Below are 21,272 nucleotides of genomic sequence, written 5' to 3' on the forward strand. Positions count from 1 at the left end.
ATGATAAGGAATGAAAAAGGCTTTACCTTAATTGAAATGCTTATTGTGATGCTAGTTATTACGGTTTTACTTCTTATTATGATTCCGAATATTGTTAGTCATAATAAAGCAATCCGAAATAAAGGGTGTGAGGCTTTTCTTAATACTGTTGAAGCCCAAGCCCAAGTATATGAAATTGAAAAAGGAAAGAAACCAACGATGAATGAACTTATTGAAGGAGGATATTTGAAGGAAGCTAAATGTCCTAACGGAACAGAAATTACAATAAATGCTGATGGAAAAGCAAGTGAAGTTAGTGGGGGATAAGAACAAAAAGATTGAAAGAGGATTCACGCTCCTTGAAACAGTTATTGTATTATTAATGCTTCACATTGTGATTGTCATTTTTGTTTTTTCGTTTCACCATCTTATCAAGACTTATAATGAGCAAGCGTTTTTTGACAGATTTCAAAAAGATGTTCTCTATGCACAACAGCTTGCTATTCATCGTCAAACACCAACAGCCATTAAATTTTCCCCTGAAGATCACAAATATCAAATAACCGCTCAAGGCAAAGTCATTTCTCAAACTTTTTATCATAAAGACGTTAACATCTCCTTCAAAACACTGAGGCCACCAATTACATTTGCTACAACTGGAAATATTAGTAGACCTGGTACTCTTCATGTTACTTTTCAAAAGAAAGTATATGCAGTGGTATTTCTACTTGGGAGAGGCAGGATGTATATTAATGAAGTATGAAAAAGGTTTTGTTATGGTGGAAGCAGTTATCGCCTTTTCAATTTTTCTTCTTCTCACACTTTCTATTCTCCCGTTTTATATTCATTTAAAACAACAGCGTGCAAATTTAGAACGTGAATACATGGCGAGAACCGCATTATATAATGAGCTTCTGTATCAAACATATAATTCTCATCACCACTCTTCATCTACAACAAACTTCAAGTTTACTTTTCAAAATGTCCAAGGTGGTAAGAGAGGATGTGTTTCTTGGTACACATTTAATGGGAAAGAAAAAAAGGTTTGTGAGGTGCTATTTCCGTGAAAAGAAATGGATTTACACTGCTTGAAACCATCTTTTGCTTTGCCATCTCAGTTCTTCTTTTAGCATCTTTTCCACTTCTCTTATCAGTTATTGAAACGGAAAGTTCTTATGATACTTTTACACAAGCAGAGTGGGATACATTTATTGCTCAAACGTCTATTGAACTTCGTGAAGCAGAAGAAGTTTCTATCTATAAATCATTGTTACAATTGTCGCCTTCAGGTCAAAATATTGTTGTGCAATATGAAAAATATGGTCCTCTCATTAGACGAAGAGTAAATGGATTAGGTCATGAGATTGCTCTTCGCAATATCCAGTCCCTTTCTTTTTCAGCGCATTCTCCCAAAACCATTACAATTGCAGTTGAGTCATTAAAAGGAAAAGTTTACGAAGCTGTTATTCCCTTATATGGAGAAGGGCTATGAGGAAAAATGAATGGGGATTTGTGTTGCCAATCACTCTTCTTCTATCTTTTCTTGTCCTGTTTCTTCTTACTCATTATAGTGCGCTTTACATTGTAGAATCGCGAAGTTTTTATGAAACGAAAGGAAGATATCAGCTTCAATATTTGATTAATCACGGTCTATTTGAAGCAAAAAAGTATGTTAATGATTCATTAAAAAAGGAGGAGGCATCATGGGTTGAAACCAAAAACGGAAGTGTCGAGATTACGATTATTCCTTTAAGTGCAACGGAAGCAAAAGTAGAGCTTGTGTGTAAAGGGGAGAATAGCGGAAATGCAAAGGTATGGGTTGTTATGGATGTAGCCTCTCATAAAATCATCCAATATCAAGAAGGGGCATCCCTTTCTTTTTAAAGCTTGGCTATGGAAAACGAAAATGAAGTTAGTTTTATCGTTAATAAAACTTAAGGGATGATGAAGTACAACAGATAAGCAAAGCGTAAAATTAGCATTACTCTGCTAAAATTAATTGTGCATATTATAGTTTACTCCATTTTCTATTCTCTATCCTTTTCTTCCATGATTAAAATCCATTAAAAAAGGGCATGCTACGTACTGAAAGAAGGTGGACAACGTGTCAGTGAATGATTATGTTAAGTTTATGACACAAGAAATTGTTCAATACATGGATAAGCCAAAAGACGATCGGAAAAAACAGCGTCAGCAAAAAAAGCAAGAGCGCCAACCGTTTGCAGTTCGCTGGTTTGGTGTTTTACCGTATGCGCTAATTATGATGAAGCGTCGTCAAAAAAATAAATAGCATAATAAGCATCCTGCTCTGTAGGATGCTTTTATATACAATCCTTTTTAAGTGTGTTAAAGTAAAAACTACTTTAACGCATAACGAGTAAGAATATTCTATCAATTTATATATAGAGAGAGTCACACATGAACGGATGTATATGTAAGGGGGATTAAGGCTTATGGCTGTACAAGATCAATTTAAACGACCGCTAAGAGATTTGCGCCTTTCTGTTATTGATCAATGTAATTTTCGCTGTCACTATTGTATGCCAGCCCATATTTTTAATGAGAATTATACGTTTTTACAGAAGGAAGAACTTCTCACAGATGATGAGCTCGTACGCTTAAGCGTGTTGTTTTCTCGGTTAGGAGTGGAGAAAATACGCATTACAGGTGGAGAGCCATTACTTAGAAAAGGACTACCTTCTTTAATAGAAAGAATTGGGGAAAAAACAAGGATTGAAGATATTGCTGTAACAACAAATGGCGTGTTTCTTCCAAAGCTTGCTCAAGACTTGCGAGGAGCAGGGGTACAGCGTGTTAACATTAGTTTGGATGCCATTGAAGACGATGTATTTCGTTATATGAATGGAAAGGGTGTTGGAATTTCTCCCGTTTTAAAAGGAATTAATGCTGCTAGAGAAGCAGGTCTCTATGTGAAAATTAATATGGTTGTCCAAAAAGGTGTAAATGACAATCAAATCCTGCCTATGGCTCGCTATTTTAAGAGATTAGGAGTAACGCTTCGATTCATTGAATATATGGATGTTGGATCAACAAATGGCTGGGATATGAGGGATGTAATGACGAAAAAGGATATTCTAACAGAACTACAAAGCGAATTTTCGCTGATTCCTGTAAAAGAAGCCTATTTTGGGGAAGTTGCAAAGCGCTATAAGTACAGCGATAAAACAGGAGAAGTTGGTTTTATTAGTTCTGTTTCAGACACATTTTGTGGCTCCTGTACAAGGGCAAGAGTATCTGCAAGCGGGCAGCTTTATACCTGTTTGTTTGCTTCAAAAGGAACGGATTTAAGAGAGAAATTAAGAAGCGGTAAGTCGGATGAAGAGCTTTTTGAATATATTTCTTCTGTGTGGGAGATGCGTGATGATCGGTATTCAGAAGATCGAGCAAACTTAAAAGATAAGCGTGAGCCAATTGAGATGTCTTATATTGGTGGGTAAATAGTGCATATTTAATGCACTATTTTTTTGAAGTGAGAGAATCTATCGAGAAGTATCTTGTATAGGAAAGGTTAAATTCATAGCAAAAGATATTTCACTGTTTCGTAGAGGTCATGTTAATAACTTTCTTTTTGAAGAGTGATTTTTATCTATTATTACTAACAAAGAATTAAAAAAAGTAATGAAAAGGAAAAATCTTGCTTTTTTATCTAATAAAAGTATTCCAATGACGTTCTTTTTTCCCATATAACCAACATGTTAACAAATTTGTCTCAATTATGTCATAGAATGTTCAACATTTCACAAACAAATATATATATGAGGGAGTATACTAGAGGCATAGATTAGTTTGCTCAATATTTCACAAAGATAAATTTAGAGAGAAAGAGGGGGACTTTATGGATGTAGTTGAATTATCACGCATTCAGTTTGCTTCCACAACATTATTTCACTTTCTATTTGTACCACTATCAATTGGATTAGCTTTCATCATTGCAATTATGGAAACAATCTACGTAGTGAAGAAAGATGAAGCATATAAAAAGATGGCAAAGTTCTGGGGGCACCTGTTTTTAATTAACTTCGCTGTCGGTGTTGTAACAGGTATTTTACAAGAATTTCAGTTTGGAATGAACTGGTCTGAATACTCTCGCTTTGTTGGAGATGTGTTCGGGGCGCCGCTCGCAATTGAGGCATTACTTGCCTTTTTCATGGAATCAACATTTTTAGGGTTATGGATTTTTGGTTGGGATCGTTTGCCGAAATGGCTTCATGCCCTCTGTATTTGGCTCGTTTCATTAGGAACGATGTTCTCAGCATTTTTTATTTTATCAGCAAACTCTTTCATGCAGCATCCAGTTGGAGAAGTACTTCAACGAGGACGCCTTGAAATGCATGACTTTGCAGCGATTTTAACAAATGGACAGCTTTGGGTTGAGTTCCCTCATACGCTATTTGGTTCATTTGCAACAGGAGCACTATTTATTACAGGTATTAGTGCAATCGCCTTTTTGAAAAAGAAGCACGTTGATTTTTATCAAAGATCTTTTAAAGTAGCAATTGCTGTTGGAGTAGCATCAGGAATTGGGCTAGCACTTTCAGGGCATGAACAAGCTCAATATTTAGTTGAAACACAGCCAATGAAGATGGCAGCAGCAGAAGGGCTTTGGGAAAACAGTGAAGACCCAGGAGCATGGACAGCTATTGCCAATATTGATACAGCGAACAAAGAAAATACGTCAGAGGTTGAAATTCCTTACCTATTAAGTTACTTATCTTATGGCAAGTTCTCAGGTTCTGTAACAGGTATGAATGAATTACAAGAACGCTATACGAAAATGTACGGAGAAGGAAACTACATACCACCGGTTAAAACCGTATTTTGGAGTTTCCGCGTTATGGCTGTTTTAGGAGGAGCAATCATTGGATTAGCTATTCTAGGGGCGTATCTTTACGCTCGTAAGAAATTAGTTCAAAGCAAATGGTATCTTCGCTTGATGGTTATAGCTATTTCATTTCCTTTTATAGGGAACTCAGCAGGTTGGATTATGACCGAAATTGGACGTCAACCATGGGTTGTTTTTGGATATATGCAAACAGAGGATGCTGTTTCAGCTAACGTAACAGCGGGGCAAGTACTGTTTTCACTTATTGCTTTCTCAACATTTTACATTATTTTATTTGCAGTTATGGTCACTTTATTTGTGCGGGAGATTAAAAAGGGACCACATCATGAGGAAGAGATGATAGAAGAAAATCATGATCCGTTTATGAAGGAGGGTCAACATGCTATCTCTTAATGAATTTTGGTTTATTCTTGTGGCCTTTATGTTTGTTGGATTCTTCTTCTTAGAAGGATTCGACTTTGGAGTTGGAATGTCAACAAAATTTGTAGCGAGAACAGATGCAGAACGCCGCGCATTGATCAATTCAATTGGTCCTGTTTGGGATGCTAATGAAGTTTGGCTGATCACAGGGATTGGCGCAATGTTCGCGGCATTCCCAAACTGGTATGCTTCAATGTTAAGCGGTTTTTACCTTGTTTTCGTGATTATCTTACTTGCTTTAATTGGTCGGGGCGTTGCATTTGAATTTAGAGGAAAAGCAGAAAGTCCTGTTTGGAGAACAACGTGGGACTGGGTAATTCTTTTTGGAAGCATTATTCCTCCACTTGCTTTTGGCACAATGTTCACAGCTGTTATTCAGGGAGTACCAATTGACGGGGATATGCAAATGAGAGCATCTTTCTCAGATATTGTAAACTGGTATACGCTACTTGGTGGGATAACATTAACAATGCTTTGTTTTATGCACGGCCTTACATTTGGAACAATCCGTCTTATGTATGATTTAAGAGATCGCTGTCGCCAAGTTGCTAAGAAGCTACTGCCCATTAATGCTGTTTTGTTAGTTGCAGTTGGAGTGGCTACTTTCTTTAAAACAGATTTGTTTACAGTGCATGGAAACTTATTGGAGTACTTATTTTTGGCAGGAATCGTTGTTTACTTATTTCTTGGCTACTTTCTAACAAGAGGACGAGACGGCTGGGCGTTCTTTTCGTCAGGTCTTGTCATCATGTTAGTAACAGGATCACTGTTTATTGGATTATTTCCACGGGTAATGATTAGTTCAATTAATGAAGCTAACAATTTAACCATTCACAATGCAGCATCTGGAGCTTATTCATTAAAAGTAATCACATATCTTGGACTCACATTGCTACCGTTCGTTTTAGGATATCAAATTTGGAGTTACTACGTTTTTCGTAAACGTATTAACCATAAGGAGCATATGGAATACTAATGGGAAGAAACTTAATGGCCTATAAAGGCATCAAAAGAGTATTAGCGCTCGTATCTCTCGGGGTGCTTCTTCAAACTATAGCCATTATTTTTCAAGCAAAATGGCTAGCAGAAGCCATTACCTCACTTTTTAACGGAAAAAGCTTAACATCACAAATAGAAACAATAGGCTACTTTATAGTAGCCTTTCTTGCTAGACATCTATGTTCATTGTTAATAAAAAAAATACTTTATAAGTTTGGAGAAACGACTGTTACTGAATTACGGTCAGCGCTCCTTCAAAGTATTTTTAAGCTTGGACCACGCTATACAAAAAGGGAAGGTACGGGACATCTTGTAACATTTTTAATTGAAGGATTAGGAAAATTACGTGATTATCTTGAACTTTTTATTCCGAAACTTGTTGCTATCGGGATTACACCATGGCTTGTGCTTATTTATATTTGGTTTTACGACCATCTTTCTGCTCTGATTTTATTGATTACAATGCCCATTTTAATTGTCTTTATGATTTTACTTGGACTTGCCGCACAGAAGAAAATTGACGCACAGTGGGCATCATATCGTTTACTTTCAAATCATTTTGTTGATTCGTTGCGCGGTCTTCGCACCTTAAAGTTTTTAGGGAGAAGTAAAGAGCATGGTGAAACAATTGAAAAAGTTAGTGGTCAGTATCGAAAGTCAACAATGGGTACGCTTCGTATTGCCTTTTTATCAACGTTTGCTCTTGATTTATTTACACAGCTATCCATTGCTATTGTAGCAGTTATGTTAGGTTTACGTCTTATCGACGGTACGCTTACATTAGAGCCAGCTCTTCTTGTGCTGCTACTCTCACCAGAATACTTTCTTCCTATTCGAGAAGTTGGGAATGACTATCATGCAACGTTAGATGGAAAAGAAGCGGGAGAAGAAATACTAGCCGTAATCAAAAAAGGCGAGGAAGTAACCATTTCAGGAACAGCACCTCATTTTACAAAGGAAAGCACAATTACTTTTCAAAATGTCGATATTCATCATGAAGGAAAAGAAGAAAATACGCTGCATAACCTTTCTTTTCAAATAAAGGGAAATCAAAAAGTAGGAATTATGGGAATGAGCGGAGCTGGAAAGTCTACACTAATTGACGCGTTAAGCGGTTTTCTGTCTATTAATGAAGGAGCTGTTCGCATTGATGGAGAAGACGTTCAGCTTACTTCAGGAGCATGGCAAGAACAAACTGTTTATATTCCTCAGCACCCGTTTATTTTTACAGGTTCTATTAAAGAAAACATTCGGTTTTATCAGCCTGATGCGAGTGATGAAGGAGTAAGATTAGCCATCCGTCAAGCTGGATTAGGAAGTATGGTAGCTCGTCTGCCACATCGTGAAAATGAAATTATCGGAGAGGGAGGGCGCACGCTAAGCGGTGGTCAAGCACAGCGGATTGCGTTAGCAAGGGCTTTCTTGAGTGAGCATTCTATCCTATTATTTGATGAACCAACAGCACAGCTTGATGTGGAGACTGAGTATGATTTAAAAGAAGTATTACTACACCTTTCACAAGATAAGCTCATGTTCTTTGCTTCACATCGCTTACATTGGATGAAAGAAATGGATGTTATTTTAGTGATGGAAGACGGCCAAATTGTTGAAGTTGGTACACACAAAGAGCTTATAGAAAAAAACGGAGCGTACAAACGATTACTAAAGGCACAAATGGGGGATGCATCGTGAAGAAGAGCAGCTGGATTATGCCATATGTTCAAAAATATAAATACCGAATGATTGCGATTATGCTGCTTAGCATGCTGTCAATTGGATCAGCAGCAGCGCTTATGTTCACATCTGGATTTTTAATCAGTAAATCCTCACTTCGTCCTGAAAACATTTTGCTTGTTTATGTACCGATTGTACTTGTTCGTACGTTTGGGTTGGGGCGCGCCGTTTTTCGCTATTCGGAGCGTCTAGTAAGTCATGATTTTATTTTACGTGTACTTGCTAAGATGAGAACGCGTCTCTATCATCTTGTTGAGCCACGTATTGCAGGAAACAAACAGCTAAAAACAGGAGAAATATTAGGCGTGCTTGCTGAAGATATTGAGGGGCTTCAAGATCTTTATTTACGGACAGTCTTGCCTACAGCTTCAGCGCTCTTACTATATATTATTAGCATTATTGCTCTCGGCTATTTTAGTCTTCCTTTTGCTCTTTTAATGGCTTTGTATTTTTTTATGCTTATTATCGTGATGCCTATTTTCTCTCTTGTGCATATGAGAGCGGTAAATAGAACATATAAGCACGAAAAAGATCGTATGTATCAATATACAACAGACGGTTTGCTTGGTATTAGTGACTGGCTTATGAGCGGTCAGAAAGGCACTTTTTTAGAGCGAGTCCTACGCATTGGTCGTAAAGTGGATGAGGCTGACCGAAAAACAAAAAGGTGGCAATACTACCGGGAGTTTATCGCTCAAGTTGTTGTAGCAGCTATGATTGTAACAATGATGATATTCTCATCAAACTTGTTTTCGCATGGTGAACTTGCAAACGTCTATATTGCTGCTTTTGTGCTTGTTGTTATTCCGTTATCAGAAGCTATTATTCCTGTTTCAAATGCAGTTGAGAAATACCCACGCTATGAAGAATCGCTAACACGTATTACAAACTTGGAAAATAAGCTAGAGTCTTCAAAGGAAAATAGCTTAGAACAAGTTGTGTATAACCGTTCAAAAGAGAATATTACAATTGACTTGAAAAATCTATCATTTCAATATGAAGAACAAGAAGGAGCTGTGCTAAAAGATCTTAATTTGCACATTCCTCAAGGGAAGAAAATTGCCATTATCGGAAGAAGTGGAGCGGGTAAATCTACGCTTTTACAAGCAATTCAAGGGCTGCTTGTTCCAACAGGGGGATCTGTTACGTTAAATGAATACAATGCTTCGTCTATTAAAGACGGAACATCTTCTCTTATTTCAGTTTTAAATCAAAATCCATATTTGTTTAACACAAACGTAGCAAATAATTTGCTACTTGCAAACGAGAGCGCAACAGAAGAAGAAGTTAAAGAAGTAGTGAAAAAAGTTAGATTAGAAAATCTTGTTTCCTCTCTTCAGGACGGATATCAAACCTCAATGGAAGAGACAGGACAGCGCTTTTCAGGTGGTGAACGTCAGCGAATTGCTCTTGCTCGGGTTCTTCTTCAAAAAACGCCTATTGTCATGCTTGATGAACCAACAGTTGGTCTTGACCCTATTACAGAAAGAGCGTTGTTAGATACCATCTTTGAAACGTTAGAAGGCAAAACGCTTTTATGGGTAACACATCATCTCACAGGAATTGAGAAGATGGACGAAATTATCTTTTTAGAAGATGGACGTGTGAAAATGAGAGGTACGCATGATGAATTACTAAAAACATCTGCTTACTATCAGAAGCTATATGAATTGGATAAACCAATACAGTTTGTCTAAAGCCGATTCTTTTCTCATTGGCTAATTAAAAAGAGGAGCAAATTCGCTCCTCTTTTTTAATTTAAACTTTCTACAAACTGAATTTTTTTCATTGTGTTGTTTTTCGGATCGACTTTGATTGTAATGAACACAGTAAACTTTTTCTCTCCTTGCTGAAGCCAAAGTTTAAAGCGCTGTGTTTCAAGGTTTTTTTCCTTTCCTTTACCAAGATATGCATAATCTTTAATTTGAGCAACAGGATACCTCATTTGTGTCTGTTTAACAGCGAGGCGGCCCCATTTCGCATGATCAGCTGATTGAGTTATATATGCAGATGTTTCGGCATGACCGTGTAAAAACGGCACGGTAATAAGACTTAGTGAAAAAAATGCAACAATTGTTTTAATAAAAAGTTTCATCAAAATCCTCCTTATTGTTTTCAAGCCATTTTTCGTTGTAGAAGGGTACGAACTGTTCCTTCCTGTAAATAAAAGATTCCTCCGTTAACGACGTTGACGGAGATTCTTGGTTCATATTGGTCTTGAAGCGCCTTCTTTTCAATATCATACGTTGATGGCTTTTCCTCAATGTCTTCGTAGAAATGATTAAGAAGATCAAGATCCTGTTTCCACCTTTCTTTTGCTTCTTCCGCCCAGCTGTGATCATCCTCATATATATGTTTTTCAATATATTGATGAAGACGATTGAATCCGCTTTTTGGTTTAATAATAGGAGAAAGGGTAAACGTAAAGTCTGGAATTTTAGGCGTTAGTGCTTGCCCTTTTAAAAGTTCGTGAAAATCTTCAATAATATTTCCTGTAATTAAGTGGATTCCAAGAGATAAAAGATAATCTCTTTTATGATCACACTGATACGACACCATAACGTTCATATTAAGCCAAGGATGCAAAGCAGTATTATGAGTTGAACGTGCTACATTAGCTTCATAAAGTCTGATTGCTGAGCCAAACCTTCTTGTTGCTTGGAAAATTTGATGAAGGCGGGGAGAACCGAAATGAACTTTCTCTCCTTTAATATCTTGGGGTGCATGCTGTTCATTTGTAATAAATGTTAAAGAGGCGGGATTTGGTTCCCCGCCAACTTTTTCTAAATAGTGCCAGTAAAAAGGGCGATTCATAAGCTCTTTGTCTTGATCAATTGTAAGTTGAACGGTTAGATAACCGGTTCCTTCTTCAAGAATCGAGCACTCTGTTGATTGAAAATATCCTTTCAAGAACTGGTGGATATCATGTTGCTGCATTTGCTGCATTCTCCTCTCCATCGTTCATATCATCAATAATAGAAGACAAATGTTCCATTTTAAGCTTCATTTCTCCCTCAGAACGAGAATGAAGGAAAACATCGTTCACATATTCTTCAAAGTCTTTCATTTCAAGCTGTGTAAGAATATCGTCTAAATTGCCAATTACACGTTCAAATAAGCGGATTTTTTCATATAAAAGTTTTAGGATATGCTCTTCAATTGTTCCAGACGTTGCAAAATTATAAATATGGACATCTTTTTCCTGCCCAAGGCGGTGAATCCTTCCAATTCGCTGTTCAAGGCGCATTGGATTCCACGGAAGATCATAGTTAATAATATGATGACAGAATTGCAAGTTGATTCCTTCTCCACCTGCTTCTGTAGCAATAAGAACTTGAACATTGTTTTGGAAAAGCTGTTTCATCCAATCTTTTTTTCCGCGTTTAAAGCCTCCACGGAACGGAACAGAAGAAATGCCATGCTGCTGCAAGAGCCACTGCAAATACATTTGTGTTGCTCTGTATTCAGTAAAAACAATAACTTTGTCATCAATTTTCTTAATGAGTTCCACCATTTTTTCTGCTTTTGAATTTCGCCCAGTTTTTCCGATGTTTCCAATCCTATCCATAAGCGTCTCAATTAAAGTGTATGGAGGGGTATACTCTTCACTTTCTTTATCAAGCATACCTTTTAGCGTCATATATACAGCTTCTTTGCTGCTGCATGCTTCACGTTGCAGTGTTAAAAGAGCAAAAGCACTTGATGGGCTATCGTGTTCTTTAAACGACCCAATAGCGTCATATAGCGCACGTTCCTCCTCAGAAAACTGAATCGGAATGGTTTCGACTTTCCGACTTGTCCATTCGATTCCAGTATCTTGTCTTCTGTTGCGAATCATGACTTTATTAATAAGTTCGCGCAAATGTTCATCATTTTCTAGCTTGCGGTTTTTCGCTGAAAACAACTCTTCAAAATATGCTTGATTTCCGAGGTGACCAGGCTTTAAAAGAGAAACAAGATTAAAGATTTCTTCAATTTTATTCTGCACAGGTGTAGCTGTTAAAAGAAGACAAAACTTCTTTTTTAGCTCTTGTACAAATTGATAGTTTTTAGTTTTATGATTTTTTAATTTGTGAGCTTCATCAATAATAATAAAGTCATAATTTTGTTCTAAAATAATGTCTCTGTGCGGCATGCGTTTTGCTGTATCGATAGAGGAAACAACAACATCACACTGTTCCCACACATAAGACTTGCGTTGTGCAACTGCTGGAATATGGAACTTTTGATTAAGTTCTATCGTCCACTGAGACACAAGGGAAGCAGGGACGAGAATCAGTACTTTTTTTACAAGACCTCGAATCATATATTCTTTTAAAATAAGACCTGCTTCAATTGTCTTACCAAGTCCCACTTCATCAGCTAATATAGCTTTTCCGTTCATCTCTGTTACTACTTTTTTAGCAACTTCCAGTTGATGTGGGAGAGGAGTTAAGTCGGCCAAATAGCTCGGAGCTTGAAGATCGTGAAAAGAAGGAACCGCTGTTCTTTGGGCAACTTTATAGGCAAGCTGATAAATATCGTAATTTGCCCAAGGGCCGTCTTCTTCGAATGATTTTAAAAACGAATCTTGCCATTCGTGATCAAATGAAATCGGAACATTCATATTTTTGCACCTCTTCTGCAAATTTTTATTGAATTTTCATAAAGTTTAATGGTAGGATAAATTTGTATTCAAGAATTGTTTAATAAGTATTTTTCAGTGCATGAACATTTTGCAACGAGTTCATTTTGCTTTTTTTATGTAGTATGTCCGAAACTGTAACAAAATATAGATGCGAATGAAAACAAAGGGAGAGACTATTATGTTGTAGCGCCGAAGGAGCAAGCGAATGAGCGAATCTCTCAGGCAAAAAGACCTTTGTTTGACGCAACTCTGGAGAGAGCTTAAAACCAAGCCACCAACGAGGCAACCTTTTCGTATGAGGAAAGGGAAACTTTCAGGTCAAAGGACAGAGTACTTCTTAAAAGGGAGTACTCTGTCCTTTTTTTAATACCGTTTTCTATTAACATAGAAGACAGAATTCTATTGAAAATAGAGATGTCAATTTTATAGGAGATGAGAATGATGAAGAAAACGCCGCTTTATGATATACACAGTAAGCTTGGTGCTAAAATGATTGATTTTGGCGGATGGAGTATGCCTGTTCAATTTTCATCCATAAAAGAAGAGCATATAGCTGTTCGTACTAAATGTGGGCTTTTTGATGTTTCACATATGGGAGAGTTTAAAGTAGAAGGAAAGGGAAGCCTTGATTATCTACAAAAGTTAATGACAAACGATGTTTCTGCTCTTTCTCCAGGAAAAGCTCAGTATACGGCAATGTGCTATGAAGATGGAGGAACTGTTGATGATTTGCTTGTTTATCAGCTTTCTCTTAACTCTTATTTTGTTGTTGTGAATGCTTCAAATATTGAGAAGGATTTTGACTGGATGAAAGCCCATCTTACCCCTGATGTTACGTTAACAAATGTATCAGAAGAAATAGCTCTTATCGCTCTACAAGGTCCTTCATCAGAAGAGGTATTAAGTAAACTAACTTCTCTTGATCTTTCTGAAATAAGTTTTTTTAATTTTCGAAATAGTGTCTCGGTAAATGGGGTTGAAGTGCTGATTTCAAGGACTGGTTATACAGGAGAAGATGGATTTGAAATTTATTGTCAAAAGAAACAGGCGTCTTTCTTATGGGAAACCATTCTAAGAGCAGGAAGAGATGAGGGATTATTACCATGCGGATTAGGAGCAAGGGATACCCTTCGCTTTGAAGCAGCCCTTCCCCTTTATGGGCAAGAGCTTTCACACGACATCACCCCATATGAAGCAGGAATTGGTTTTGCCGTTAAGTTAAATAAATCTTCATTTATCGGAAAAGAAGCCCTAGTAAAACAAAAAGAAACAGGCGTAAAGCGAAAACTTGTTGGTCTCGAAATGATTGAACGCGGCATCCCTCGTCATGGCTACCGGGTTTTTGTAGATGGAAAAGAAGTTGGAAAGGTAACAACAGGAACGCAATCTCCAACTCTTAAAAAAAATATTGGGCTGGCTCTTATCAATGAAGAATATACCTCTCTTGCAAGTGAAGTGTTTGTTGAGATTCGTAATAAGTTTGTGAAAGCATCCATTATTAAAACACCGTTTTATAAGCGGAAAAAAGGAGTAAAAACGCTATGACCCATCATTACTTGCCAATGACAGAAGAAGATCGTAGAGAAATGTTAGCCGCAATTGGTGTTTCTACTGTTGATGAGCTTTTTGAAGATATTCCAGAAAGCGTTCGTTTTAAAAGAGAATACAAATTAAAAAAGAGAGCATCTGAAGCATGCTTAACACGAGAGCTTTATGCTTTATCAGCGCAAAATGCTTCAACAAAGCAATATGCGTCTTTTTTAGGCGCAGGTGTTTATGATCACTACATTCCCTCTGTTGTAGACCATATTATTTCACGCTCGGAGTTTTATACTGCATATACGCCATATCAGCCTGAGATTTCACAAGGAGAACTTCAAGCTATTTTTGAATTTCAAACGATGATTTGTGAATTAACAGGGATGGATGTTGCCAACTCTTCGATGTATGACGGAGGTACAGCGCTTGCGGAAGCAGCGATGGTAAGTGCTGGTCATACTAAAAAACGAAAAATACTTGTTTCGTCAGCTGTTCATCCAGAATCAAGAGAGGTGTTAAAAACATATGCAAAAGGCCAAAACCTTGCTGTTGTGGAAATTCCTCATAAGGATGGATTAACAAATTTACGAGTGTTAGAAGAAGAGATGGATGAAGATGTGGGAAGCGTTATTCTTCAATATCCAAACTTTTTCGGTCAAGTTGAACCTTTAAAAGAAATTGAAAAAATTGCTCATAAGCAAAATGCTCTTTTTGTTGTGTCGAGCAATCCACTCTCACTTGGCGTACTTGCTCCTCCGGGAGAATTTGGAGCAGATATTGTTGTAGGAGACGCTCAACCTTTTGGAATTCCAATGCAATTTGGAGGGCCTCACTGCGGTTATTTTGCGACATCTAAAAAATTAATGCGTAAAATTCCTGGAAGACTTGTTGGTCAAACAAAAGACAATGATGGAAAGCGAGGATTTGTGCTGACACTTCAGGCAAGAGAACAGCATATACGTCGTGACAAGGCAACGTCAAATATTTGTTCGAATCAAGCATTAAACGCTCTAGCAGCTTCAGTAGCTATGACATCACTCGGCAAAAGTGGTGTGAAAGAGATGGCAAAGCAGAATATGAGCAAAGCGCACTATGCGAAAAAAGCTTTTGAAGAAGCAGGGTTTGATGTTTGGTTTTCTAACGCTTTTTTCAATGAATTTGTTGTTTCTTTCAACTGTAGTATTCAGAAACTAAACGCTTCACTTTTGAAAAAAGGAATTATTGGTGGTTATGATTTAGGACGCGATGATATTAGCTTACAAGGGTGTATGCTTATTGCTGTAACGGAAATTCGTTCAAAAGACGAGATTGATAAATTTGTAGAAGAAGTGAGGGAATTTCATCATGAAAACTGATCAGCCGCTAATCTTTGAGTTGAGTAAGCACGGCAGAAAAGGTTATTCGTTGCCAGAACTTGATGTAGAAGAAGTAGACGTTTCTTCTATTTTAGGAGGAGACTATAAAAGAAAGGAAGAACCATTATTACCAGAAGTATCAGAACTAGACATTGTAAGACATTATACAGCTCTTTCAAAAAGAAACCACGGAGTGGACTCAGGTTTTTATCCACTTGGTTCTTGTACAATGAAATACAATCCAAAAGTAAATGAGGATGTAGCACGTTATCCAGGATTTTCACATATTCATCCATTGCAAGACGAAGGAAGTGTTCAAGGAGCTCTCGCTCTTTTATTTGACCTTCAGGAGAGTTTGAAGGAAATTACCGGAATGGATGAGGTCACGTTGCAGCCTGCCGCAGGAGCTCACGGAGAATGGACGGGACTTATGCTTATTCGTGCCTTCCATGAAGAAAAAGGAGACTTTAACCGAACAAAAGTGATTGTTCCAGACTCTGCACATGGAACAAATCCTGCTTCAGCTACTGTAGCTGGTTTTGAAACCGTTACTGTGAAATCAGATGAAAACGGGCTTGTGGATTTAAATCATCTCCAGCAGGTTGTTGGAGAGGATACAGCAGCTCTTATGCTTACAAACCCGAACACGCTTGGCTTATTTGAAGAAAATATTATTGAAATGGCTCAAATTGTTCACGATGCAGGCGGGAAACTTTATTATGATGGAGCAAATTTGAATGCTGTATTAAGTAAAGCACGTCCAGGGGATATGGGATTTGATGTTGTTCATTTGAATCTGCATAAAACATTTACAGGTCCTCATGGTGGAGGTGGTCCTGGTTCTGGTCCTGTTGGAGTGAAAAAAGAGCTTATTCCTTTCTTACCAAAGCCAGTGTTAATCAAAAAAGAAAATGGTTATACGTTTGACTATAACATTCCAAAGTCTATTGGTCGTGTTAAGCCGTATTATGGGAATTTCTCGATCAATGTGCGAGCTTATACATATATTCGCACAATGGGTGGAGACGGACTCAAGGCTGTATCAGAGTATGCAGTTCTCAACGCAAATTACTTGATGCGCAAGCTTGCTCCTTATTTTGATTTACCATTTAATCGACATTGCAAGCATGAATTTGTACTATCTGGAAAGCGACAGAAGCATTTAGGAGTAAGAACGCTTGATATGGCGAAACGACTTCTTGATTTCGGTTATCATCCTCCGACAATTTATTTCCCGTTAAATGTAGAAGAAGGTATGATGATTGAGCCAACGGAAACAGAATCAAAAGAAACATTGGATAATTTCATTGAAGCAATGATTACGATTGCAAAAGAAGTAGAAGATAATCCTGAAATTGTGCAAGAAGCCCCGCACACAACGGTTATTGGACGTCTTGATGAAACACTTGCAGCTCGTAAGCCTGTTTTATGTTATAAAAAAGAAGAAGTGAAAATTTAATAATCAAAAAGGATGGAGAGTATTCTCCATCCTTTTCTTATGTGTAAACCATTATCATTTCTTTGTTTTTACTTTGCCTGTCCAAAGTTTAAAGCCGCCTTTTAACTGATAGATGTCTTTAATTCCACGATGACGACGAATCATTTGTGCTGCTTTTCCTGTACGAATGCCAGCTTGATCGTAAAGATAGACAGGCTGATCTGGACGAAGCTCTTTAATACGCATTTTTAGCTGTGAAAGCGGGATATTACGAGCTCCTAGAATGTGCCCACCTTCAAAGTCTTTTTGTTCGCGAATATCAATAAGCTGTGCTTTACGGTACCCAGCGCGAAATTCTGCTTCCGTTAGCGATTTCATAATGCGGCGTTGCATGAGGAGCATAATGATCGAGTATACGATAAAAGCTCCTAATAAAATTAAAATGACGTAAATGCCTTCCATCAAACATAATCCTCTCTTTCATGTGACTACTAAAATACGAGATATCTCTATTATATAAGTTCTCTTTAAAAGAAGTAAAGCAACCACCTAAATTCTTTGCACGACAAATTGGTTTTGATAAACTGTATAAGAATGTTCAAAAAATAAGTGTCGAAAAAAGAAAAAAAGTTAGGGATGAGAAAGATGACAGAAGTTTGGCGTTTTATTAATTGGAGTAAACATTCACCGTATTATAATATGGCTCTTGATGAAGCTTTACTTGATTGGCATAGTGAAGGCAAAATTCCACCAACTATTCGTTTTTATGGATGGGACCCAGCAACTTTATCAATCGGTTATTTTCAAAAAGCAGAAAAAGAAGTGAATTTTGAAGAAGTAAGAAAACGCGGACTTGGATTTGTAAGACGGCCAACAGGTGGTAGAGGCGTTCTACACGATGATGAGCTCACGTATAGCGTTATTGTATCTGAGCAACACAAAAGCATGCCACATACGGTTACAGAAGCATACAGAGTAATTTCAGAAGGTCTCTTAGAAGGATTTCGCGCGCTTGGTTTAGACGCTTACTTTGCAATTCCACGAACAGAAGAAGAAAAAGAAGGATTAAAAAATCCAAGATCTTCAGTTTGTTTTGATGCTCCTTCATGGTACGAACTTGTTGTGGAAGGACGTAAAGTAGCTGGAAGTGCGCAAACTCGTCAAAAAGGGGTCATTCTTCAACATGGTTCTATCTTGCTTTCAATTGATGAGGAAGCGCTTTTTAGCATGTTCCATTATCCAAGTGAACGTGTGAAAGAGAGAATGAGAAAATCTTTTCGTAATAAAGCAGTTGCAGTAAATGATGTAGCTGGACGGATTGTTTCAATTGAGGAGGCAAATGAGGCTTTTAAAAGAGGTTTTGAAAAAGGATTGAACATTAAATTAGAAGAATACATCCTTTCAGAAGAAGAAGAAGCCTACGTTAAAAAATTAGCTTTGGATAAATATGCTAAAGATGAATGGAATTACCGTAGATAATCTCTCTCCCATTTTGCTTCAAAAAAGTGTACAATAAAAAAGTTGTGTTTTAAAAAAATAAGCAAATTCCGAAAAGGACTTGACAAAAAATCAATATATAGTATGTCGTTTATTGATGAATACTATATATTGATTAGTCGGTCCTTTTATGTTAGCTTTAATAATATAGTACAAGTAAGAGGGAGATGTGTGTATGACTGTTGTTCTAAACGAGGAACCAAAAGTGAACATTGAGAAATTAAATAAGGATATTGGTTTATTTCCTCAAGTTCATGAAATTACAGCAGATATGAATATGACTCATAAAGGCGTGTCAAGACTTGTAATGCTTGACAGATATTCGTTCAAAGATACGAAAAAGGTGACGTTAACAGAGGGAGACTTCGTTGTATTAACAGTCAAAGACGATCCTAAATTCCCTGCGCGCGGTCTAGGATTTATTCGTTCTATTAACTGGGAGAAAAAAACAGCAAAAGTATGGATTGAAGAAGAATTTCGCGGTTCTTTAACGGACGAGCTTGAAGTTCAAACTGGAATTGTTGAACGTTCACTAGACGTAATGGAAAAGCCGCTTGAAATTTTTTACGAGCAAATCGCTAAACGAAATGCAGTTGGTCTTTCTTCATCAGAGAAAACAGAAGAGAAGCGCCAAAAATGGTTTCAAGCTTTTTATGAAGAGTTGAAAAGCACAAATTTTGTACCGGCAGGACGCGTATTGTATGGAGCAGGGGCTAACACAGATGTTACATACTTCAATTGCTATGTTATGCCATATGTAAAAGATTCACGTGAAGGAATTTCAGAACATCGTAAGCAAGTGATGGAAATTATGAGCAGAGGTGGAGGAGTTGGAACAAATGGTTCTACTCTTCGTCCACGCAACACACTTGCTAGAGGCGTCAACGGAAAATCAAGCGGATCTGTATCATGGTTAGATGATATTGCAAAGCTAACACATCTTGTTGAACAAGGTGGATCTCGTCGTGGAGCGCAAATGATTATGCTTGCTGATTGGCACCCAGATATTGTGGAATTCATTATTTCTAAAATGCAAAATCCACGTATTTTACGCTTCTTAATTCAAACAACAAAAGATGAAGGAATTAGGAAAGCGGCGGAGGACAAGCTGAAGTTTACACCATTTACAGCGAATGAGCGTGACATGTATCAAGGCATCTTAAATTATGAAAACATTCCTGGACAAGGTGGATTTCCTGCAAAAGTGATTGAAGATGCAAAAGAGAAGTTAGCTGCAGGTGGAACATACAGCGTTCATAATGCTGAGTTTCTAACAGGAGCGAACATTTCTGTTTGTTTAACAAAAGAATTCATGGAAGCTGTTGAAAACGATACAGAGTATGAACTTCGCTTCCCAGATGTTGAGGCTTATTCAGAAGAAGAGATGAATGCCTACAATGAAAACTGGCATGAAGTTGGGGATGTACGTAAATGGAAAGAACAAGGATACAGTGTGCGCACATATCGTAAAATCAAAGCAAAAGAGCTTTGGAATTTGATTAACATTTGTGCAACATATTCAGCAGAACCTGGTGTTTTCTTCATTGATAATGCTAATGATATGACAAATGCAAGTGCATATGGTCAACAAGTTGTAGCTACAAACCCTTGCGGTGAGCAGCCTCTTGCACCATATAGTGTTTGTAACTTAGCTGCTGTGAACTTAGCGCAAATGGCAGATAAAAAGAATAAAACAGTAGATTTTGAGAAGTTAAAAAGAACTGTAGAAGTAGGCGTGCGCATGCAAGATAATGTAATCGACGCTACTCCTTACTTCCTAGAGCCAAATCGTAAGCAAGCTCTTGGGGAACGACGTGTTGGTCTTGGCGTAATGGGACTTCATGATTTACTTATTTATTGTGAAACAGAGTACGGTTCAAAAGAAGGAAATGAGCTTGTTGACCGTGTTTTTGAAACAATTGCAACAACAGCTTACCGTGCTTCTGTAGAGCTTGCCAAAGAAAAAGGAAGCTTTCCATTCCTTGTGGGGGAAAATGAGGAAGAAACGCAAGAGCTCAGAGAAAACTTTACAAGAACAGGTTATATGAGCAAGATGCCTGCTGATATTTTAGATAGCGTAAAAGAGCATGGAATCCGCAACTCGCATCTTCTAACTGTTGCTCCAACAGGAAGCACAGGAACAATGGTCGGTGTATCAACAGGTCTTGAGCCATATTTCTCTTTCTCTTACTTTAGAAGTGGACGTCTTGGTAAGTTTATTGAAGTAAAAGCAGATATCGTTCAGGAGTATCTTGATGCACATCCTGAAGCTGACGAAAATAAATTGCCACACTGGTTTGTATCTGCAATGAGTCTTTCACCTGAAGCACATGCTGACGTACAGTGTGTCATTCAGCGTTGGGTTGACAGTTCAATTAGTAAAACGGTTAATGCACCACGCGGTTATACAGTTGAACAAGTCCAAAAAGTATACGAACGTTTATATAAAGGTGGAGCAAAGGGCGGTACAGTATATGTAGACGGAAGTCGCGACGCTCAAGTTCTTTCTTTAAAAGCAGAAGATAACTCGTTTGAAGAAGAAACTGAGACAAAAGTTTCTGTACAAAAAACCAAGGAAGCTGAGGAAGTAACGTATGGCTCTGAAGTTGGGGATACGTGCCCAGTTTGTCGTGAGGGAATCGTTGAGGAACTTGGCGGTTGTAATACATGCACAAATTGTAACGCTCAGTTAAAATGTGGTCTATAAAGAAAACAACGTAAATCAACCGGGGCTCCCTCGGTTGATTTGCTATTGTCGTTGCTTGTTTTTAAGGTTATTGTATAGTAAAATTTAAATGCAGTTTTACATAAAACAAATGG

Annotated in this window: 20 protein-coding genes and 1 riboswitch; of the genes, 16 read left to right on the forward strand and 4 right to left on the reverse strand. The window is 37.6% G+C overall.

What is annotated here, in order from left to right; all coding sequences use genetic code 11:
• From comGC to cydC, 11 genes are all read left to right on the forward strand, one after another.
• Complete coding sequence (gene comGC / locus B9N79_RS02230) at nt 1-306, forward strand: competence type IV pilus major pilin ComGC (protein ID WP_040056787.1); 306 nt, start codon at nt 1-3, stop codon at nt 304-306.
• Nucleotides 287-742, forward strand: a complete 456-nt coding sequence (comGD, locus tag B9N79_RS02235; RefSeq protein ID WP_139814827.1) for a competence type IV pilus minor pilin ComGD — start codon at nt 287-289, stop codon at nt 740-742. Before comGC ends, comGD begins: the two co-directional genes overlap by 20 nt.
• Nucleotides 732-1,046, forward strand: coding sequence for a type II secretion system protein (locus B9N79_RS02240; RefSeq protein WP_019391502.1), 315 nt, complete (start codon nt 732-734; stop codon nt 1,044-1,046). The genes comGD and B9N79_RS02240 overlap by 11 nt, the downstream gene beginning before the upstream one ends.
• On the forward strand, nt 1,043-1,471 hold the full coding sequence (gene comGF / locus B9N79_RS02245) for a competence type IV pilus minor pilin ComGF (protein ID WP_019391503.1): 429 nt from the start codon (nt 1,043-1,045) through the stop codon (nt 1,469-1,471). Before B9N79_RS02240 ends, comGF begins: the two co-directional genes overlap by 4 nt.
• Nucleotides 1,468-1,863: a competence type IV pilus minor pilin ComGG gene (gene comGG / locus B9N79_RS02250; protein ID WP_085117697.1), complete on the forward strand. Its 396-nt coding sequence runs from the start codon at nt 1,468-1,470 to the stop codon at nt 1,861-1,863. The genes comGF and comGG overlap by 4 nt, the downstream gene beginning before the upstream one ends.
• A 220-nt stretch (nt 1,864-2,083) precedes the next feature.
• The gene (locus B9N79_RS02255; protein WP_019391505.1) at nt 2,084-2,269 is read left to right on the forward strand and encodes a YqzE family protein; all 186 of its coding nucleotides are present in this window, start codon (nt 2,084-2,086) and stop codon (nt 2,267-2,269) included.
• 163 nt (nt 2,270-2,432) lie between these two features.
• On the forward strand, nt 2,433-3,437 hold the full coding sequence (moaA, locus tag B9N79_RS02260; RefSeq protein ID WP_040056783.1) for a GTP 3',8-cyclase MoaA: 1,005 nt from the start codon (nt 2,433-2,435) through the stop codon (nt 3,435-3,437).
• Between the two features lie 398 nt (nt 3,438-3,835).
• Nucleotides 3,836-5,236, forward strand: coding sequence for a cytochrome ubiquinol oxidase subunit I (locus B9N79_RS02265; protein WP_019391507.1), 1,401 nt, complete (start codon nt 3,836-3,838; stop codon nt 5,234-5,236).
• A complete protein-coding gene (gene cydB / locus B9N79_RS02270; protein WP_040056782.1) occupies nt 5,223-6,239 on the forward strand; it encodes a cytochrome d ubiquinol oxidase subunit II in 1,017 nt (338 codons plus the stop codon). The genes B9N79_RS02265 and cydB overlap by 14 nt, the downstream gene beginning before the upstream one ends.
• Nucleotides 6,239-7,954, forward strand: a complete 1,716-nt coding sequence (gene cydD / locus B9N79_RS02275) for a thiol reductant ABC exporter subunit CydD (protein WP_046217852.1) — start codon at nt 6,239-6,241, stop codon at nt 7,952-7,954. Before cydB ends, cydD begins: the two co-directional genes overlap by 1 nt.
• Nucleotides 7,948-9,693 carry a thiol reductant ABC exporter subunit CydC gene (gene cydC / locus B9N79_RS02280; protein ID WP_048896875.1) on the forward strand — a complete coding sequence of 582 codons (1,746 nt, stop codon included), beginning with the start codon at nt 7,948-7,950 and terminating at the stop codon, nt 9,691-9,693. Before cydD ends, cydC begins: the two co-directional genes overlap by 7 nt.
• Nucleotides 9,694-9,749: 56 nt before the next feature.
• Here cydC and B9N79_RS02285 read toward each other — a convergent pair whose 3' ends face one another.
• From B9N79_RS02285 to B9N79_RS02295, 3 genes are read right to left on the reverse strand one after another with little or no spacing between them, the layout of a single operon-like run.
• Nucleotides 9,750-10,091 (reverse strand): DUF3889 domain-containing protein, encoded by a 342-nt coding sequence (locus B9N79_RS02285; RefSeq protein ID WP_048896874.1) that lies wholly within the window; start codon nt 10,089-10,091, stop codon nt 9,750-9,752.
• Nucleotides 10,092-10,111: 20 nt separating this feature from the next.
• Nucleotides 10,112-10,933: a YqhG family protein gene (locus B9N79_RS02290; RefSeq protein ID WP_019391512.1), complete on the reverse strand. Its 822-nt coding sequence runs from the start codon at nt 10,931-10,933 to the stop codon at nt 10,112-10,114.
• Entirely contained in the window at nt 10,920-12,602 is a 1,683-nt protein-coding gene (locus tag B9N79_RS02295; protein ID WP_040056779.1) for a DEAD/DEAH box helicase, read from the reverse strand. The genes B9N79_RS02290 and B9N79_RS02295 overlap by 14 nt, the downstream gene beginning before the upstream one ends.
• A gap of 175 nt (nt 12,603-12,777) precedes the next feature.
• Nucleotides 12,778-12,867, forward strand: a riboswitch (glycine riboswitch).
• A gap of 194 nt (nt 12,868-13,061) precedes the next feature.
• Between B9N79_RS02295 and gcvT the strand changes: the two genes are divergently transcribed.
• Genes gcvT through gcvPB form a run of 3 tightly spaced genes read left to right on the forward strand, consistent with a single transcriptional unit; the run spans nt 13,062 to nt 16,976 of the window.
• Nucleotides 13,062-14,168 carry a glycine cleavage system aminomethyltransferase GcvT gene (gcvT, locus tag B9N79_RS02300; protein WP_040056778.1) on the forward strand — a complete coding sequence of 369 codons (1,107 nt, stop codon included), beginning with the start codon at nt 13,062-13,064 and terminating at the stop codon, nt 14,166-14,168.
• Nucleotides 14,165-15,517, forward strand: a complete 1,353-nt coding sequence (gene gcvPA / locus B9N79_RS02305) for an aminomethyl-transferring glycine dehydrogenase subunit GcvPA (protein ID WP_040056777.1) — start codon at nt 14,165-14,167, stop codon at nt 15,515-15,517. The genes gcvT and gcvPA overlap by 4 nt, the downstream gene beginning before the upstream one ends.
• Entirely contained in the window at nt 15,504-16,976 is a 1,473-nt protein-coding gene (gcvPB, locus tag B9N79_RS02310) for an aminomethyl-transferring glycine dehydrogenase subunit GcvPB (protein WP_026009487.1), read from the forward strand. The genes gcvPA and gcvPB overlap by 14 nt, the downstream gene beginning before the upstream one ends.
• A gap of 54 nt (nt 16,977-17,030) precedes the next feature.
• Here the strand turns inward: gcvPB and B9N79_RS02315 are convergent, their stop codons facing one another.
• Nucleotides 17,031-17,417 (reverse strand): rhodanese-like domain-containing protein, encoded by a 387-nt coding sequence (locus tag B9N79_RS02315; protein ID WP_019391518.1) that lies wholly within the window; start codon nt 17,415-17,417, stop codon nt 17,031-17,033.
• Nucleotides 17,418-17,600: 183 nt separating this feature from the next.
• Between B9N79_RS02315 and B9N79_RS02320 the strand changes: the two genes are divergently transcribed.
• Together B9N79_RS02320 and B9N79_RS02325 are read left to right on the forward strand one after the other, a co-directional pair.
• On the forward strand, nt 17,601-18,434 hold the full coding sequence (locus tag B9N79_RS02320; protein ID WP_019391519.1) for a lipoate--protein ligase family protein: 834 nt from the start codon (nt 17,601-17,603) through the stop codon (nt 18,432-18,434).
• Between the two features lie 193 nt (nt 18,435-18,627).
• The gene (locus tag B9N79_RS02325; protein WP_040056776.1) at nt 18,628-21,159 is read left to right on the forward strand and encodes a vitamin B12-dependent ribonucleotide reductase; all 2,532 of its coding nucleotides are present in this window, start codon (nt 18,628-18,630) and stop codon (nt 21,157-21,159) included.
• Nucleotides 21,160-21,272 lie beyond the last annotated feature (113 nt).

It is taken from the genome of Priestia filamentosa (genome assembly GCF_900177535.1).
Classification (GTDB): Bacteria; Bacillota; Bacilli; order Bacillales; family Bacillaceae_H; genus Bacillus_I; species Bacillus_I filamentosa.